Source organism: Enterococcus sp. DIV2371, assembly GCF_050498525.1.
GTDB lineage: Bacteria > Bacillota > Bacilli > Lactobacillales > Enterococcaceae > Enterococcus_B > Enterococcus_B mangumiae.
Map to the genome: position 1 here is coordinate 803,445 of NZ_JBIPAJ010000001.1, position 16,556 is coordinate 820,000.

Consider the following 16,556-nt stretch of genomic DNA (forward strand, 5'->3'; position numbering starts at 1 on the left):
GCGCTGATCCACTCACTTTTTTTATTTTGGAGAAACTTTTTATTTAGGAGAATCGGCTAGCTGTGATGATCAGATCATCTTATTGACATAGAGCTGTTGGATCTTTGTGACGAGATCCACCCATAAATCTTTTTCTTTATTAGGATCAAGATAAAAGATTTTACTGGTCTGATGAAACTTATCAAACCAATCAGTCACGATCAAATCTGCCTGTTCGGGATTTTCAGTCAAACGGATCATTTTTTCATCAAACACTTGTCGTAACCGATTTTGGATATAATAATTCCCCGTAAGTGTTTTATTCATTTGTACATAGATCAATAATTTTTCATTTGTTTCCGATTGTAAAAGGTTATAGACCAAGCCGCTCAAATAATAAACGATCAACGCGTTTTTTGGATGATCATGGAAAACTTCCGAGATGATCTGCTTGATTTGTTGTATTTGTTGATTTGATTCATCGATCTCAAGTGCTGATTTAGGGAAGTGCAACGAGTAGAAAAACGGGGTCGTATGCCCTAACATCAAAATGGAAACCAAAGAAAGCATCAAATAATAATTATAGAAAAACCTTTTTTCAGAAGAAGAGATTACCGGAAAAACTTGAGCTAGCTCTTTTGTTAACAAGGTGATCTGATTACATAGACGATTTCGTTTATTCGTCAACATGTAACCAATCAAACTTTTCTGCTGACTAGAGATGAGATTCGGAAAAAAACAATAGATCAAAAAATTAAAATGTAAGAGTTCATCAATTGCAGTTTCTTGCGGTAAAAGTTTAAACAAATGGTGTTTAAAACTACCAGAAACATCTTGAGCCTGCTGCAATAATTCTAAAATATCATACACTTCAGTTGATTCAGGAATGATCAAAGCAGATTGTTGCGTACGAAGTGTGAAAATAGCAATCAACAAATAGAGATTTTCTTGATATTTCAACGAATGTTTTGAAACGAGCAATTTTTTGGATAATCGCTTCTCTTTTTTTAATTGACTCAATTTAAATTTATCAAACGGCCATTCCAATCCTTGGAATGCGTCAGATAAAATAAAAAATAGATAGAGCCGGATAAATAATTCATTTCCTTTGAACAAGTAACAGCCGTGGGACGAAACAATCTCGATCTCGAAATCTTGAAGTGTCTCATTCAATTGGCGTGTTAATTTTTCTAGATAAGAGGGCGATATGTACAGTTGTTCCAGTAAATATTTTTTTGGAACATACGTTTTTGGATAATTGACCATAAGTAATAAGTAGTTGAAACGGTTGGACTCTTTTAAATAAAGAAGTTTGATCTTATGATAAATCATCATTTTTATTTCTTGGTAGTCATCGCTTATCGTTATTTCCCCTTTATGTGTAGAGGAGATAAAGGAAGAGGTATTCAATTGCTGTTCAATCGTCGTATTCAATTTTCGGATCAATTCTTTGATCGTCCGTTTAGGAATAGCTAATTCATCTGCCAGTTCTTTCAACGTACATTGACTTTTTTGCGAAATCGTATAGAGGACTAATAACTCTTTCTTTTTAGCGTCGATTAACATAATGGACTCCTTTCTTACAATTGCTGTACCGATAGTGACATAAAATGTGAGTGGAAAGTGTTTTCAATGTATGATATTCTCACATAGTAATAGATTTTGATTATATAACTTGTTATTTTAAGAAATAATAATTAGTTATCTATTCTATTGTTTATTTCTTTGCTTATTTTGTCAAGTTGGAATCATTCAAATAAACTTGATTATAGTGATATATCGTTATTTAATTGATGTTTTTGTTATTTTTAAACTTTGATTTTTGGCGAAGTATTAGGTAAATCAAGCTTCTATTACAAAGGGACATATTTTAACCCCCAAAATATGTTATTATCGTTATTTTTTTATCAAAACTTGTTTCTTCATGGTTTACATAAGTTTTTCCTACTGTGAAATGCGCTGGAGAGTAGGGGAAAATTAAAGACAGAATCATTGCCGGATATGAAAGAGATAATCGGAAAGGATGGATGGTTTCGTGGGAAGAGTGACGAACTTTAGTAAAGAGTATTTACTATTCAAGAGCATGGTATATGCTGAAGAAAATGGGTTATCGACAATTACAGCAAGAAGTTTAGCTTCTTTTTGTGGATGTTCTACTTACCCGATCTATGCACATTTTAAATCAATCCGTATTTTAAAAGAAAAAATTATCGAAGAGATTACGATCTGTTTTGATCGATACTTAGCAGAATATGTCATTGACGATTTTTTTAGTATCGTTCATTTATTAAAGGAATTTTTCTCGATTCATGAGAGTATCAGAGGGGTAGTCATCAAATCTGAATTAGATATGGCCTCCTTGTTCAAACGTACCTTCTCAGAATTTGTTAGAGAGCATACGGGGATCAAAGAAGCTTATTTACTCGAACTACTTTGGTTGAACGCATTAGGAAGTTTGAATTCAGACAAGTCTTCAAAAGAATTTTTCGAAACAATGACGTTGATTTGGAATAAATTAGCAGAGTTAGAAGACGATTTGCCTGAAATGCTAACAAATATCCAATATGCTCCGATTGGTTGATGTTGGTTAAAGCATCTCTTAAACAGAGATGCTTTTTTTAGAACAAAAAATACTGGTATCGGTAATCGTCGAACAGCTAACTGATATAAAACGGCAACCCTGACAATCAAAATAAGACACAATTTACTTTTTGTATCATTTTTTGTCCTTTCAGCGATAGGCGCCATAGCAATTAGTTCGCTTATCTTTTTTACTGTGATATGATTGTGATAGATAAAAAGGAGCTGATAATTATGAAAACATCAACAAAAGTAACGATTGGATTAAGTGTCGCAGCAGCAGCAAGTGTCGCAACAGCTGTGGTTGTTTCTGGTAAAGTGATCGAGAAAATCCATCATTTAAGTAACCGTACAAAAGTAAAAAAATTCGTGTACGACAAATTTGATGGAAATGAAAAGTTATTAGATGTCGTTGACCATTTATCAGATAGCGATTTAGATTCATTGATGGGAATGTTAGCAAAGATAAAATCTGGCAAAAAGAAAATTTCTGTCTATGGTGATTCCATCAAAGACTCAACAGAGGATGCAAAAGGCCGTCTGATGTCACTCGTTGAAAAAATGATGTAAAAACTAGTTTCATTCAATTGATCGATTGATTATACAAAGGCACAAGCAGCAATGAAGGTTGCTGCTTGTGCCTTTTTTAAACGCATCACGACCGAGATATCAATGCGAGTATCAATATTCTGAACGAAGGACTGCGAATAAAAGACTTGGTTTAGATACAAATAAGAACCGTAGGAACTACGGAAATCGCTTGGTCAATAAGAGAAACCGCTGTGAGTAAAGAAATACGCTTACAAGTATGATCTCTTCCCAAGAAACTCCCACTTCAAGCGTTAAGAACCGTTAGGGTTAGCTAAGTGGCGAGTAGTTCACGTGTGTAACAAAAGAAGATAACAAAAGAGTAAATCATCCGCTTTTTTTAAATTAAAGCCTGTTTGTTCGTCAAATTTTTCAATCCGATATTGCAGGGTGTTCCGATGCATGAATAGCTGTTTAGCAGCTGAACTGATATTTCCGAAATTTTTCCAAAGTTCAATGATGATCTCTTCCATTTTAAATCCTCGGATTATTTCTTGATACTCGTTGGTGAGTTGGCTAGAAGTGACTAGCTCTTTAGTATAGTAATATAAGGCAAGTTCTTGAATAGAGGTCGTTTGATCGGAGACCTGTATCTGCGTTTGTTTGTTCAAAAAAATCTTTCGCTCTTCATCAAACATGGCGGTTAGATTTTGTCCAGATGTGTGGAATGAACCCACAAATGCTTGTGTCGTCAGATCAAAATCGACATCAAGAGATAAAAAGATGCCTTTTAGATCCGCAGTATTCAAATAATTGGGGTGTTTTCTTTCAATGATCAACCCATCTGTTTCCGTATAGAGAAAAAAATCAAGTGCTTCCGGAAAGAGTTCAGCGATCGTTTCTTGCCACTCTTTTTGTAAAAACTCTGCTCTTTTTTCAAGATGTAACTGGATGATCCGGCAACTTTCTTCAGATACGTACGCCTGCTCCTCAAATAAATAATGAAACCAAGGATGATTTTCTAATGAATAGGTTGTTTGGAATAACGCTTTCAAAAGATTCTCTTCTTGAGCAGACAAAGAGTTCTTGTCGATCCATAAAAAATAGTCTTCCACAATTAGAGAAAGAATGTGCTCATCAGGAGAAGGTGCATTCTTTTTTTGTGCATTTGGATACAATCCAAGTAACTTTTCTGTGTTCATACGCTTCACCTCATCCATTAGTTTACCATAGGACACGTTGATAAGGAAAAACTCTTTGTGCTTCTCATAAAAGCCAGTTATACTATTTTGGACAGATGTAATAAGTAAATCTAAGAAAAAGGTAGGATTACAGGTGGAAGAAACAGGACAACAACCAACAAAAATAGAATGGATGCGTGTGGCGATCGAAGAAGCAAAAAAAGCAGAAGCTCTGGCAGAAGTACCGATTGGTGCCATCGTCGTCCATGAAGGTCAGATCATCGGGCGGGGACATAATTTAAGAGAGACAACGCAAAATGCCACGACCCATGCGGAGATGATAGCGATCCAAGAAGCATGTGAGGCGATAGGAAGTTGGCGTTTAGAAGAGACACAATTATATGTCACGTTAGAGCCTTGCCCGATGTGTAGTGGTGCTATGATTCTTTCCCGAGTAAAAGAAGTTTACTTTGGCGCCTTTGATCCAAAAGGAGGAACCGCCGGAACGTTGATGAATTTACTCGAAGATGAGCGTTTCAATCATCAAGCTTATGTAGAGGGTGGTATTTTAGAAGAAGAATGTGGGGAACTTTTATCAGCGTTTTTTAGGAATTTACGCGCGAAAAAAAAGAAATCAAAAAAGGACTAGCCAAAGATAACGAAATGCGGTATACTATTCTTTGCCGAAAGGCTAGGACAATGGTGGGCTTGTGAAGCGTGTCAGATCCGGAAGGAAGCAGCACTAAGCAGGTGCCGCCATGTGTCTGATTGATTTGAAGTCAATAAGCCTATGAGGGCTTATTTTTTTGCTTTTAAGCGAGTTGAAGGTGTTTGGATTTTTGTAAAAAAGTCTGAGCATCTTCTTTTTTACGCAAAAACTTTCCATGTGGACAAAGCGCAACGCTATGGTATGATGAAAAAAAGCGAGGTGGATCTAAACAATGGAAGAAATCGTTCTTTTACACACGAATGACTTGCATTCTCATCTTGAAAATTGGCCAAGGATCAGACGATACCTTGAGCAAAAAAAACGTGAAAATGAGAAAAAAAGCAACACAACAACAATTACGGTAGATCTCGGAGATTTTGTTGATCGCTGGCATCCTCTATCAGAAGCGACAAATGGTCATGCGAATGTTGAACTAATGAATGCAGTCGGATATGACGCAGCAACGATAGGTAATAATGAAGGTGTGGGCAATTCAAAAAATGAATTGAATCATTTATATGACCATGCAAACTTCGATGTGCTACTCAGCAACTTATTCGATAAGAATACCTTGCAACCTCCTGAGTGGACAAAACCGTATAAAATCATCGAAACCGAGCAAGGAACAAAAGTCGGTTTGATCGCTTTTACTGCGCCGTTCCCATTGACTTATAGTCCAAATGGTTGGGATATCCGTCAGCCTTATGACCTCTTGCCTGAACTAGTTGAGCAATTGCGTCCGCAAGTAGACGTTCTTGTTTTGATGAGCCATTTAGGCATCCAAGATGACTTACAAATTGCTAAAGAGATTCCTGCAATCAATGTGATTTTAGGGTCACATACGCATCATCTTTTTATTGATGGGAAAGTTGTCAATGAGGTCCAATTAGCCGCTGCCGGAAAATTTGGACAATATGTTGGAGAAGTGCATCTTACAGTGGAAAATAAAAAAATCATCGCGCACTATGCCAAAGCGATTGCGACAGAGTCAATGACAGCATTTTTGGAAGATGAAGAAGAAATCACTGGTTATCTTCAACAAGGACATGCACTTTTGGCACAAAAGAAAGTCGCTGATCTCCCATTTGACTTATCGCTTGATCCGTTTGCTGAACATTCCTTTATCCAAATTGCGTTAGAAGCAGTGAAAGAAAGAGGAAACACAGAAGCAGCGTTTTTAAATAGTGGGTTGTTTTTGAACAGCATACCCAAAGGTCTGGTCGATCAAGATCAACTCCATAGTGCGTTGCCTCATCCGATGCATTTGATCAACGTCACGTTGAAAGGATCGGATATGATTCGTTTAGTGTTAGAAATCGAAAAAAGCCGACTCTTTTTAAGAAATTTCCCCATTAAAGGGATGGGATTTCGTGGGCGTATATTTGGCGAGATCCTCTATAGCGGAATCACTTATGATCCGGTCAATCGAGCGGTTCTTTGGAAAAACAAACCGATTGAGGGAGAAAAGAGCTATACCGTTACTACGGTGGACCATTTGATGTTTGTTCCTTTTTTCCCAACGATTGAAATTGTCGGACAGGTCGAGTTTTTGTTCCCTGAATTTATCCGTACAGTAGTGGGAGACTACCTAAATGCTCACTACCCAACCAATGAAAAAGAAGGTATAATAGAGGAATAGGTGGTGAAAGCATGTCGACGAAACAAAATAAACAACATACTAGTGACAAAAAAGAGAGTCAAAAAACGGCCGATCAATCAAACGAACAAACAGTGACTGAAGAAGTGACGGCGGTTTTAGAAGAAATAATCGAAGAAACGAAACCTGAGAAAATCAAAGGAGAAATCGTCACATTGACAGATGAAACGAATCTTTTGATCGGTGATCGACCTTATCGCATCGTCATGGATTATCGAGAGGGTTTCAATGCTGAGAAGCTTGGTGAAAGATATAGCGAAGTGCTTTCCAGATACGACTACATCGTAGGAGACTGGGGCTATGAACAGCTACGTTTGAAAGGCTTTTTTGATGCCACGAATCGACGTGCTCACCCAGATCAGCGAATCGATGCATTAGAAGATTATTTATACGAATATTGTAATTTTGGTTGTGCGTATTTTGTCATTGAACGAGTTGGCGGGAAAAAAGAAAAAAATACCCAACGACGTAAAAAGAAAAAAAATCAAAATCGCAACAATCAAGCGCACATCGATGAGAAAAAAGCACCAGTTGAATCGATGCGTAAACAACCTGTAATCAAAAATCGTAAACCAGCAAGCAATAAAACAACAACAAAAACAACTGAAAAAGCGGCAGAACGTCCAACAAAATCAACTTCTAAGAAAAATTTTACTATTAGACAAAGGGAAGAATGATCCTATGAATTATAAAGGCTATTTGATCGATTTAGACGGAACGATTTATCGAGGAACAGAACCGATCCCCGCAGGTAAACGCTTTGTCGAGCAGTTACAAGAAAAGGGGCTTCCCTTTTTATTCGTAACCAATAATACAACGAAAACACCTGAAACAGTGGCACATCGTTTAGCAACAGAGTTTGATATCCATGTGTCACCAGAAACAATCTATACTGCTTCTTTAGCGACGATCGATTTCATGAAATCAGACGCGAAAGGCAATAAAGTGTTCGTAATCGGCGAAGCTGGCTTAACGGATTTGATCTTGGATGCGGGCTTTGTTTGGGAAGAAGAGCAGCCAGACTATGTCGTAGTAGGGTTAGACAATCACTTGACCTACGAAAAAGTAGTGACAGCAACGTTAGCGATCCAAAAAGGAGCAACGTTTATCGGTACGAATCCTGATAAGAACATTCCAACAGAAAGAGGATTGTTACCTGGGGCAGGTTCCGTTGTGTCCTTTGTAGAAACAGCGACACAAAAGACGCCTATCTATATCGGAAAACCAGAAGCAATCATCATGGATAAAGCGGTGGAGATTTTAGGGTTGAACAAAGAAGAAGTCATCATGGTAGGAGATAATTATGAAACAGATATCCAAGCGGGGATTCGTAATGGAATCGATACACTCCTTGTACTATCAGGTTTTACTAAAGAAGAAGACTTGTCACATCTGCCAACTCCTGCGACTTTCGTCATGCAATCTCTAGATGAATGGAGTTTCTAAACGAATGAAAAACAAACGATGGCAATGGGTGGAATATGCAGGGTTTGTTAGTTTGTTCCTGACATTGATCACTTTAGCAATTACACTAACGATCAATTTTCGGCCACTTTATGTGTTTGATATCGGACATCTGAATATTTTAGAATACACCTCGTTGGATCAGGCCACATTACTCAAAAATTATGATCAGTTGATGATGTATTTAAATAATCCTTTTGAACAAGTCTTGGCACTTCCAGACTTTCCCATGTCAGCGAGTGGCTTACATCATTTTTATGAAGTAAAGTTATTATTCATGGTCAATTATGCGGTATTACTGCTTACGTTGATTCCTAGCGGCTTGTTTCTTCGTCAACTGAAGAAAGATCAACGCTTGTGGCGATTGATTCGTCCGTTTCAAATCGGCATGATCGTACCATTTGTTTTTGGTTTTTTCATGCTGATCGGCTTTGATCGTTTTTTCATTGTGTTTCACGAAACATTTTTCAACAATGATGATTGGTTGTTCGATCCTCGGACAGACCCCATTATCAATGTCTTACCTGAGCAATACTTCATGCATTGCTTCATTTTGTTTTTCGTGCTGATTGAATTACTATTCGCTTTGATGGTATTCATGGGCAAAAGAGAACTGAAAAAAGGCAAGAGTTAAGAAAGTGTGATAAGCACACAGGATTTGATATAGAAAAAGCATCCATAAAAATCGCAGAAGGATTTTATGGATGCTTTTTTTGTTTATTGAGTCAAACGACTCCGTTTTTCAGGTTCTTGGTGGGCCAAACGGCTTGCAGCAGACGCGGCAATCGCTCCTACGATGTCATCTAAAAATGTATGAACGTTTTTGCCGTCGTGACTATTTAGCTGTTTTAAGATCCCTGGTTTTACTTTGTCGATGTAACCGTAATTGGTAAAACCGATTGTTCCATAGACGTTGACGATCGATAAGGCTAAAATCTCATCGATCCCGTATAACCCTTCATCATCTTCAATGATATGTTGTAGCGGGGCCATCAATTGCTTTTGTTCTGCCAATATATCTAATTGAATACCTGTAATGATCGCATTATGGACTTCGCGTTTTGTTAAAACTGCGTTAATACTTTCCGCACAATCCTCTAAGCTCAAATCTGAGATATAATCTTTTTGCAAAAACATCACTAATTCAGCGATATCTTCGATCGTGACTCCACGTTGTTTTAGGAGATCTCTGGCTTTTTCTTCTAACGTTTCTGTTTTTATGACCATTTTTTGATTCCTCCGTATCTTCTTTCTATCTATATATAATGGTAACGTAGTACGTATAAAAAGCAAGAATCAATTTTTCTATCAAAATAGGCAAGTTAATTTGTTCCAAATGTTTTATCATAAAGACTAGTGCTATGACCAGGTTGTGTACGTTCCTTGGGATTGATAAAGTGCAACGCATTATTGACAGCAGTCGGTGCTTCCCCAAATCCTGTGGCAATCAATTTGACTTTTCCTTCATAGCTGCAAATATCTCCAGCAGCATAAACACCAGGAATAGAAGTGGACATATCAGAATGGACAGTGATCGCATTTCTTGAACTTTCAAGTCCCCAAGAAGATAAATGCTCTAAATTGGAAGTGAATCCATAGTTGACGATCAATGAATCGATCATAAGGTCAATGGTTTCATCGGTTCTGGCTTTTTTAAGGCGAATATCTGTCAATTCACCATTTGAACCGGATAATTCCTCAATCAAATAGGGCGTTAATACATTGACGGATGATTGATTCAATTGGTTGACGCTATGTTCATGGGCTCTAAAAGCTTCTCTTCGATGAATCAAATACACTTCACTCGCAATCGGTTCAAGCATCAATGCCCAGTCGATCGCTGAATCACCGCCGCCGGCAATGGCAACTTTCTTCCCTGCATATTTCATCAAGTCGTTCACAAAATAATCTAATCCGTGGTTTTCATAAATATCCGCATTTTCTAAATTCAGCTTTCTCGGTTGGAATGAGCCACTTCCTAGTGTCAGGATCACTGCTTTTGAATAGTGGATTCCTTTTGTAGTTGTGATCTCGATGATATCATCTTCTCTGGAAAGTGAAATCACTTCTTCATTTAAATGAAATGTATGATTAAAAGTGGTCAATTGTTTTTTTAGATTATTGACAAGATCAACCGCTTTGATTGCTGGATAACCAGGAATGTCATAAATATATTTTTCAGGGTATAAGGTAGTTAATTGTCCGCCAAGTTGCGGCAAACTATCAATAATATTGGTTTTCGCTTGACGCATGCCAGCATAAAAAGCTGCGAACATGCCAACAGGTCCTGCACCAATAATCGTAATATCGTAAATTTCCATTTTTGAAATTCCTCCTTGGTGACACTATAACAGAATTTAATTGAGAATTCTTCTCAAATAGCCTGATTATGGTACAAGAATTCCTTGAAAAATATGCGTAGTTATCTGAACTGTAGCTTATTTACTTTCAATATTAACTAAATAGAGTTATTTTACTAGTACTAAATGTTTAAATCTAAGAGGTAGAATTTTATGATAAAAAGAATAACCAGCTATGCAAGGAAAGATGGAATATTAACCCTGTCTTTTCTATTAGCAATCGGGACGATGTTTCTCATTCCGCCGTCCCTCAACTATCTTTCCTATATTGATTTTCACACATTGATCCTTCTTTTTTGTTTGATGTTGATCGTCGAAGGAATCCGCCAACAACAATTTTTTGACTTTCTAGGCAATTATTTGATCAAAAAGACAAAAACTACAAGAGGCATCCTCTTGATTTTAGTCTTTCTCCCATTTATCAGCAGTATGTTGATCACGAATGATGTGGCACTGATCATTTTTGTCCCATTTGGTCTATTGATAGCAGAAATGGTTGGACTGGTTGCGATGCTGCCGGTCATCGTTACGTTGATGACGATCGCCGGTAATTTAGGCAGTATGTTCACGCCAATCGGTAATCCACAAAATCTATATTTATTTGCACAATCTCATCTGCAATTAGTCGGATTTTTACAGTTGATGTTACCCTATACATTGGCTGCAGCTTTCTTGTTGGTTGTATTGATCTTAGTAAGAGTCAAAAAAAGGACAATTGATTTGGCGGATACGGAAGAGATAATTGTAAAAAGGTCGCAACTCATTTTTTATTTTGCTCTATTTTTCACCTGTCTTCTGGCAGTCAGTGGGGTGATCCCGCATTATGTCGTATTGCTCTTAGTCAGTGCATGTGTTCTTGTCAATGATCGCAGACTGTTCAAACAAATCGATTATTCCTTATTGTTTACGTTTATTTTCTTCTTTATCTTTATTGGGAATATCAAACAAGTCGAGATGATCCAAGTTTTGTTTGAAAAAAGTATTGCGCATCATGAAGTCAGTGCAAGCATTTTTGCAAGTCAATTAATCAGTAATGTTCCTGCGGCAATCCTATTATCAAGCTATACGGAAAATATCAAGGCGTTGATCATTGGTACGAACTTAGGAGGTTTAGGAACCTTGATTTCTTCGATGGCAAGTCTGATCTCCTATAAAATAATCATCAAGCAATACCCACAATGGCGAAGTAAATATATATTGATCTTCACGTTCTACAACAGTATTTTTTTGATTTTCTTGTGGCTCATCTTTACCGTATATCAATAGAATATGTTATGATTACACATGAAGACAGAATATTTAGGAGGAAGAAAATATGGCATTTCCACAACTTGATCTAGCAAATGAAAAGGGGCCTAAAGCCCTTATAAAAACGAATCGTGGGGATATTACAGTAAAACTATTTCCCGAGTTGGCACCTAAAACAGTCCAAAACTTTGTTGAATTGGCAAAAAAAGGGTATTATGACGGCGTGATCTTCCATCGCGTGATTCCTGATTTTATGATTCAAGGAGGCGACCCGACCGGTACAGGCATGGGCGGCGAAAGCATTTACGGTGAAAGCTTTGAAGATGAGTTCAGTCGTGAATTGTTCAATCTACGCGGCGCATTGTCAATGGCTAACTCTGGTCCAAATACAAATGGAAGCCAATTCTTTATTGTTAATAATACGAACGTGCCGGAAAATATGCTTAGTCAATTAGAAGGCGCAGGATTCCCGAACGAAATCATTGAAGCGTACAAAAATGGTGGGACTCCATGGCTTGATTTCCGTCATACAGTCTTTGGACATGTACTTGAAGGAATGGATACGGTTGATGACATCGCAAATGCACAACGTGGACCACAAGATCGTCCAGTACATGATGTAGTGATCGAAACGATCGAGATTTCTGAATAGAATCAATTTTTTAAGAGCGGATAACGAATGAAAGAAGCACCGACCGCCTGAAGCTTTTCCAGCTTTTGGTGTTCGGTGCTTCTTTTTTAACTTAGAGAATAACAGATGACAACAGGTGTGAGATTCTTGCGTTCAATGAATAGGTTCATCTTTTTCAGTCAATAAATGAACGTTTGATACGTAAAAGTCCTTCTCTCAACACTGATTTCGGACAAGCGACATTCAAGCGCATATGACTATGGCCGCTTGGCCCAAAACTGATTCCAGGGTTTAAGACAACTTTGCCTTTTTTGATGAGTTGTTTTTCAAGGAGACGATCATCCTGTGTATACGCAGAAAAATCAAGCCACATCAGATACGTTCCTTCTGGTTTCATCACTTCGACATCAGGCAGGTGTTCTGCAAAAAAAGTGATAACCTCCTCGACATTTTCTTCTAAATATACGAGTAACTCTTTCAACCATTCCTCTCCAGTTTCGTAAGCAGCCTGAGTACCTAATAAGCCGAAAGTATTGATTCCTTGATGTTGATTCTTTTCTAGTTGATTTATAAACCGATTTTTTAAATCAGGATCTTTAATAAAGACCATTGAATTTTTTATTGCGGCTAGATTAAACGTCTTAGTTGCAGAAGTAAAGGTGATCAACAATCTGGAAAGCGTAGGATCGATCGTTTGCATCGACGTGAATTCATGTCCGGAAAAGACAATATCTTGATGGATCTCATCACTAAATAAGAAGACGCCGTACTTTAAGCATAGATCACTTAATTGTTTGAGTTCCTTTTTAGTCCAAACACGGCCTCCTGGGTTATGTGGATTACATAAAATAATTGCTTTTATTTTTTTTGAAATGATTTTTTCTTCCATGTCTTGAAAATCCATCTCAAAATGTCCAGCTCTTTTATTCAAAGAACTTCGGATCAGCTGACGCTCGTTTTTTTCGACGATTGCGCCAAAAGGTGGATAAACCGGATCGTGGATCAAAACCGCATCACCTGGGGCTGTGAATGCTTGGAGCGCCATTGAAAGACTAACCAAGACACCGCTGGTAAAAAGAATGTCGTTTTTTGTCAGTGTCACATGGTGGTGCTTCTGCTCCCAATCGACCACAGAGCGGTAAAGACCGTCCGGTACGATCGAATAACCGAAAATCCCTTTTTGTAGATAATTTTCAAAGGAGTCAATGACTCCTTGGGGTGCAAGAAAATCCATGTCCGCTACCCATAACGGTAAAAGGTCATCCATATGGTATGTTTGCGAAATGGCATCCCATTTCACGCTATCTGTATTTTTTCTTGAAATGAACTCGTCAAAGTGATCCATCTATAAAACCTCCTATTTCATGTGCAAGAACAGAACTTCTTTTTTTTGAATATTTACAGTATAATGATAAATGCGAAGAGAGGGAAGTATATGACTTATAAAATAGGCGAAATAATCAAAGGGAAAATTACTGGAATACAACCATATGGCGCATTTGTTTCACTCGATGAAGAAACGCAGGGGTTGATCCACGTATCAGAAGTGCAATCTGGTTATACAAAAAGTATTCATACATTATTGAAAGTGGGACAACCGGTGACTGTGCAAATCATTGATATTGATGAGTATTCGAAAAAAATCAGTCTGTCGTTACGTACCCTAGAAAAGAAAGTACCTTCGATCCCATATCGGAGAAAACGTTACTTTACGAATAAAAATAAAAAAATAGGTTTTGCGACGATTGAAAAGCAGTTACCCATATGGATCAAAGAAGCCTTAGTCGAACTTGATCAAAAAGAATCTAGGAAATAAAAAGTGTATTTTTTCTGAAAATATGCTAAAATTCTCTTGTAAGCCATAAACAAGTTGATCGAGGTGGAAATTTTGGCAAACAAAAGAGTCGCTGGTACAATTATGTTGCATTTGGAGGATGGATCTAAAAAATTTTTAGTTCATTCAATAGAGAATAAATTAGAGTTCGCATTCGCAGACCACTCAAATGATAAGACTGGTTTGGCAAATATACTTAGTTTTTTGAAAGAAATCGTTCATATTGACGTGAGTAAAATAAACTTGATGGAGTTGACGAATACTCATATCAATCAAGAAAATGTTCCGCTGTTCGTTTTTGAAACAGAACAGAAAAATCAACAAGAACAGTTAGGCGAAGGTTATCATTGGGAAGATCCAGGACAAATGCGTACGGTACTAGGGATTTATGAAGTAGATGGCGTACCGATCTTTTAACCAAAAGACGAGTAATAGGTGATCATTTTTGATAACAAGCATGACTTTCAGAGAAGTTTGAATTTCTTTCAAACTTCTTTTTTTGTCACTTTTTTTAATAAGTAATGGTTGAATGTTCAGGATTTAGTGGGTTTTCATCTGAATATGAGAAGAAAATAGTGGAATAAGAAGATAACCCGAACAATCTAAAAATATTTGAAAACCTTCTCTTTTTATAAGGCGAAAATAACTATTGACGACTGATAGGTGGCATGGTAAATTAGACAACGTTGATTCGGAAATATGTTCTTTTGAAAATGTTCAGAAAAACATCAAAAAACTATTGACCATCGGGAGAACCCGTGTTAATATAACTGAGTTGACTTGTTAGTCGATTTTTTAGAAGTTGATACAAAAGAGTTTTTAGCTTATAAAGGTATTGACAAATAACAAACGACAAGTTATGATAAGTGAGTTGCTAAAACGACCTCGTGAAAAACGAGTTCAAAAAACTTTTAAAAAATAGTTGACAATCATCCGAGAGTTTGCTAAGATATAAAAGTTGCTACGGCAATCACAAACGATGAATTGAAGCAGTTGTGTTTCATTTATCACGTAGACCTTTGAAAACTGAACAAAGTAAGACAAACCAAATGTGTAGGGCGTCTTGATTCAATTCAAGACAACAAACATTTTTAACAAGCAAGCAATATGCTAGCAAACAAATTGAGCTTAACAAATGAACTATTATGATGTTCGAAAGTAAATTTCGAACTACAGTTCCACATCAGCTATCGCTGTGAGGAACTAGCATATTATGAGAGTTTGATCCTGGCTCAGGACGAACGCTGGCGGCGTGCCTAATACATGCAAGTCGAACGCTTCTTTTTCCACCGGAGCTTGCTCCACCGGAAAAAGAGGAGTGGCGAACGGGTGAGTAACACGTGGGTAACCTGCCCATCAGAAGGGGATAACACTTGGAAACAGGTGCTAATACCGTATAACAATCGAAACCGCATGGTTTCGGTTTGAAAGGCGCTTTACGGTGCCGCTGATGGATGGACCCGCGTTGCATTAGCTAGTTGGTGAGGTAACGGCTCACCAAGGCCACGATGCATAGCCGACCTGAGAGGGTGATCGGCCACATTGGGACTGAGACACGGCCCAAACTCCTACGGGAGGCAGCAGTAGGGAATCTTCGGCAATGGACGAAAGTCTGACCGAGCAACGCCGCGTGAGTGAAGAAGGTTTTCGGATCGTAAAACTCTGTTGTTAGAGAAGAACAAGGGTGAGAGTAACTGTTCACCCCTTGACGGTATCTAACCAGAAAGCCACGGCTAACTACGTGCCAGCAGCCGCGGTAATACGTAGGTGGCAAGCGTTGTCCGGATTTATTGGGCGTAAAGCGAGCGCAGGCGGTTTCTTAAGTCTGATGTGAAAGCCCCCGGCTCAACCGGGGAGGGTCATTGGAAACTGGGAGACTTGAGTGCAGAAGAGGAGAGTGGAATTCCATGTGTAGCGGTGAAATGCGTAGATATATGGAGGAACACCAGTGGCGAAGGCGGCTCTCTGGTCTGTAACTGACGCTGAGGCTCGAAAGCGTGGGGAGCAAACAGGATTAGATACCCTGGTAGTCCACGCCGTAAACGATGAGTGCTAAGTGTTGGAGGGTTTCCGCCCTTCAGTGCTGCAGCTAACGCATTAAGCACTCCGCCTGGGGAGTACGACCGCAAGGTTGAAACTCAAAGGAATTGACGGGGGCCCGCACAAGCGGTGGAGCATGTGGTTTAATTCGAAGCAACGCGAAGAACCTTACCAGGTCTTGACATCCTTTGACCACTCTAGAGATAGAGCTTCCCCTTCGGGGGCAAAGTGACAGGTGGTGCATGGTTGTCGTCAGCTCGTGTCGTGAGATGTTGGGTTAAGTCCCGCAACGAGCGCAACCCTTATTGTTAGTTGCCATCATTTAGTTGGGCACTCTAGCAAGAC

16 protein-coding genes, 1 rRNA gene and 1 other RNA gene (1 of these 18 only partly in view) are annotated in these 16,556 nt (G+C 38.3%); 13 read left to right on the top strand and 5 right to left on the bottom strand.

Features of this window, described 5'->3' with window-relative positions; genetic code table 11:
- Positions 1-69 precede the first annotated feature (69 nt).
- Positions 70-1,545, bottom strand: coding sequence for a helix-turn-helix domain-containing protein (locus IGL24_RS03725; RefSeq protein ID WP_207114792.1), 1,476 nt, complete (start codon positions 1,543-1,545; stop codon positions 70-72).
- A gap of 469 nt (positions 1,546-2,014) precedes the next feature.
- Between IGL24_RS03725 and IGL24_RS03730 the strand changes: the two genes are divergently transcribed.
- On the top strand, positions 2,015-2,560 hold the full coding sequence (locus IGL24_RS03730) for a TetR/AcrR family transcriptional regulator (RefSeq protein ID WP_206859018.1): 546 nt from the start codon (positions 2,015-2,017) through the stop codon (positions 2,558-2,560).
- A 233-nt stretch (positions 2,561-2,793) separates the two neighbouring features.
- Entirely contained in the window at positions 2,794-3,129 is a 336-nt protein-coding gene (locus tag IGL24_RS03735) for a hypothetical protein (RefSeq protein ID WP_206858993.1), read from the top strand.
- A gap of 308 nt (positions 3,130-3,437) precedes the next feature.
- Here IGL24_RS03735 and IGL24_RS03740 read toward each other — a convergent pair whose 3' ends face one another.
- A complete protein-coding gene (locus IGL24_RS03740; RefSeq protein ID WP_206858994.1) occupies positions 3,438-4,289 on the bottom strand; it encodes a helix-turn-helix domain-containing protein in 852 nt (283 codons plus the stop codon).
- Positions 4,290-4,461: 172 nt separating this feature from the next.
- Between IGL24_RS03740 and tadA the strand changes: the two genes are divergently transcribed.
- From tadA to IGL24_RS03770, 6 genes are all read left to right on the top strand, one after another.
- The gene (gene tadA / locus IGL24_RS03745) at positions 4,462-4,917 is read left to right on the top strand and encodes a tRNA adenosine(34) deaminase TadA (protein ID WP_207699710.1); all 456 of its coding nucleotides are present in this window, start codon (positions 4,462-4,464) and stop codon (positions 4,915-4,917) included.
- A 35-nt stretch (positions 4,918-4,952) separates the two neighbouring features.
- Positions 4,953-5,049: signal recognition particle sRNA small type (ffs, locus tag IGL24_RS03750), an RNA gene on the top strand.
- Between the two features lie 160 nt (positions 5,050-5,209).
- Positions 5,210-6,616 carry a bifunctional metallophosphatase/5'-nucleotidase gene (locus IGL24_RS03755; protein WP_206858996.1) on the top strand — a complete coding sequence of 469 codons (1,407 nt, stop codon included), beginning with the start codon at positions 5,210-5,212 and terminating at the stop codon, positions 6,614-6,616.
- An 11-nt stretch (positions 6,617-6,627) separates the two neighbouring features.
- Positions 6,628-7,311, top strand: coding sequence for a YutD family protein (locus tag IGL24_RS03760; RefSeq protein ID WP_206858997.1), 684 nt, complete (start codon positions 6,628-6,630; stop codon positions 7,309-7,311).
- A 4-nt stretch (positions 7,312-7,315) separates the two neighbouring features.
- Positions 7,316-8,080 carry a TIGR01457 family HAD-type hydrolase gene (locus tag IGL24_RS03765; RefSeq protein WP_206858998.1) on the top strand — a complete coding sequence of 255 codons (765 nt, stop codon included), beginning with the start codon at positions 7,316-7,318 and terminating at the stop codon, positions 8,078-8,080.
- Positions 8,081-8,084: 4 nt separating this feature from the next.
- Entirely contained in the window at positions 8,085-8,732 is a 648-nt protein-coding gene (locus IGL24_RS03770; protein ID WP_207114794.1) for a TIGR01906 family membrane protein, read from the top strand.
- Between the two features lie 83 nt (positions 8,733-8,815).
- Here IGL24_RS03770 and IGL24_RS03775 read toward each other — a convergent pair whose 3' ends face one another.
- A complete protein-coding gene (locus tag IGL24_RS03775; RefSeq protein WP_206859001.1) occupies positions 8,816-9,325 on the bottom strand; it encodes a phosphatidylglycerophosphatase A family protein in 510 nt (169 codons plus the stop codon).
- 95 nt (positions 9,326-9,420) lie between these two features.
- Positions 9,421-10,419, bottom strand: a complete 999-nt coding sequence (locus IGL24_RS03780; RefSeq protein ID WP_206859003.1) for an NAD(P)/FAD-dependent oxidoreductase — start codon at positions 10,417-10,419, stop codon at positions 9,421-9,423.
- Between the two features lie 192 nt (positions 10,420-10,611).
- On the opposite strand from IGL24_RS03780, the gene IGL24_RS03785 reads away from it, so the two are divergent.
- Both IGL24_RS03785 and IGL24_RS03790 read left to right on the top strand, forming a co-directional pair.
- On the top strand, positions 10,612-11,724 hold the full coding sequence (locus IGL24_RS03785) for an SLC13 family permease (protein ID WP_207114795.1): 1,113 nt from the start codon (positions 10,612-10,614) through the stop codon (positions 11,722-11,724).
- A gap of 49 nt (positions 11,725-11,773) precedes the next feature.
- Positions 11,774-12,358 carry a peptidylprolyl isomerase gene (locus IGL24_RS03790; RefSeq protein WP_206859010.1) on the top strand — a complete coding sequence of 195 codons (585 nt, stop codon included), beginning with the start codon at positions 11,774-11,776 and terminating at the stop codon, positions 12,356-12,358.
- Between the two features lie 154 nt (positions 12,359-12,512).
- Here IGL24_RS03790 and IGL24_RS03795 read toward each other — a convergent pair whose 3' ends face one another.
- On the bottom strand, positions 12,513-13,682 hold the full coding sequence (locus IGL24_RS03795) for a MalY/PatB family protein (protein ID WP_207114796.1): 1,170 nt from the start codon (positions 13,680-13,682) through the stop codon (positions 12,513-12,515).
- Between the two features lie 90 nt (positions 13,683-13,772).
- Here IGL24_RS03795 and IGL24_RS03800 point away from each other — a divergent pair, with 90 nt between their 5' ends.
- The 3 genes from IGL24_RS03800 to IGL24_RS03810 all read left to right on the top strand — a co-directional run.
- On the top strand, positions 13,773-14,153 hold the full coding sequence (locus IGL24_RS03800; RefSeq protein WP_206859016.1) for a CvfD/Ygs/GSP13 family RNA-binding post-transcriptional regulator: 381 nt from the start codon (positions 13,773-13,775) through the stop codon (positions 14,151-14,153).
- Positions 14,154-14,225: 72 nt separating this feature from the next.
- On the top strand, positions 14,226-14,588 hold the full coding sequence (locus IGL24_RS03805; protein WP_206859017.1) for a hypothetical protein: 363 nt from the start codon (positions 14,226-14,228) through the stop codon (positions 14,586-14,588).
- 792 nt (positions 14,589-15,380) lie between these two features.
- A 16S ribosomal RNA gene (locus tag IGL24_RS03810) occupies positions 15,381-16,556 on the top strand (it continues 384 nt past the right edge of the window).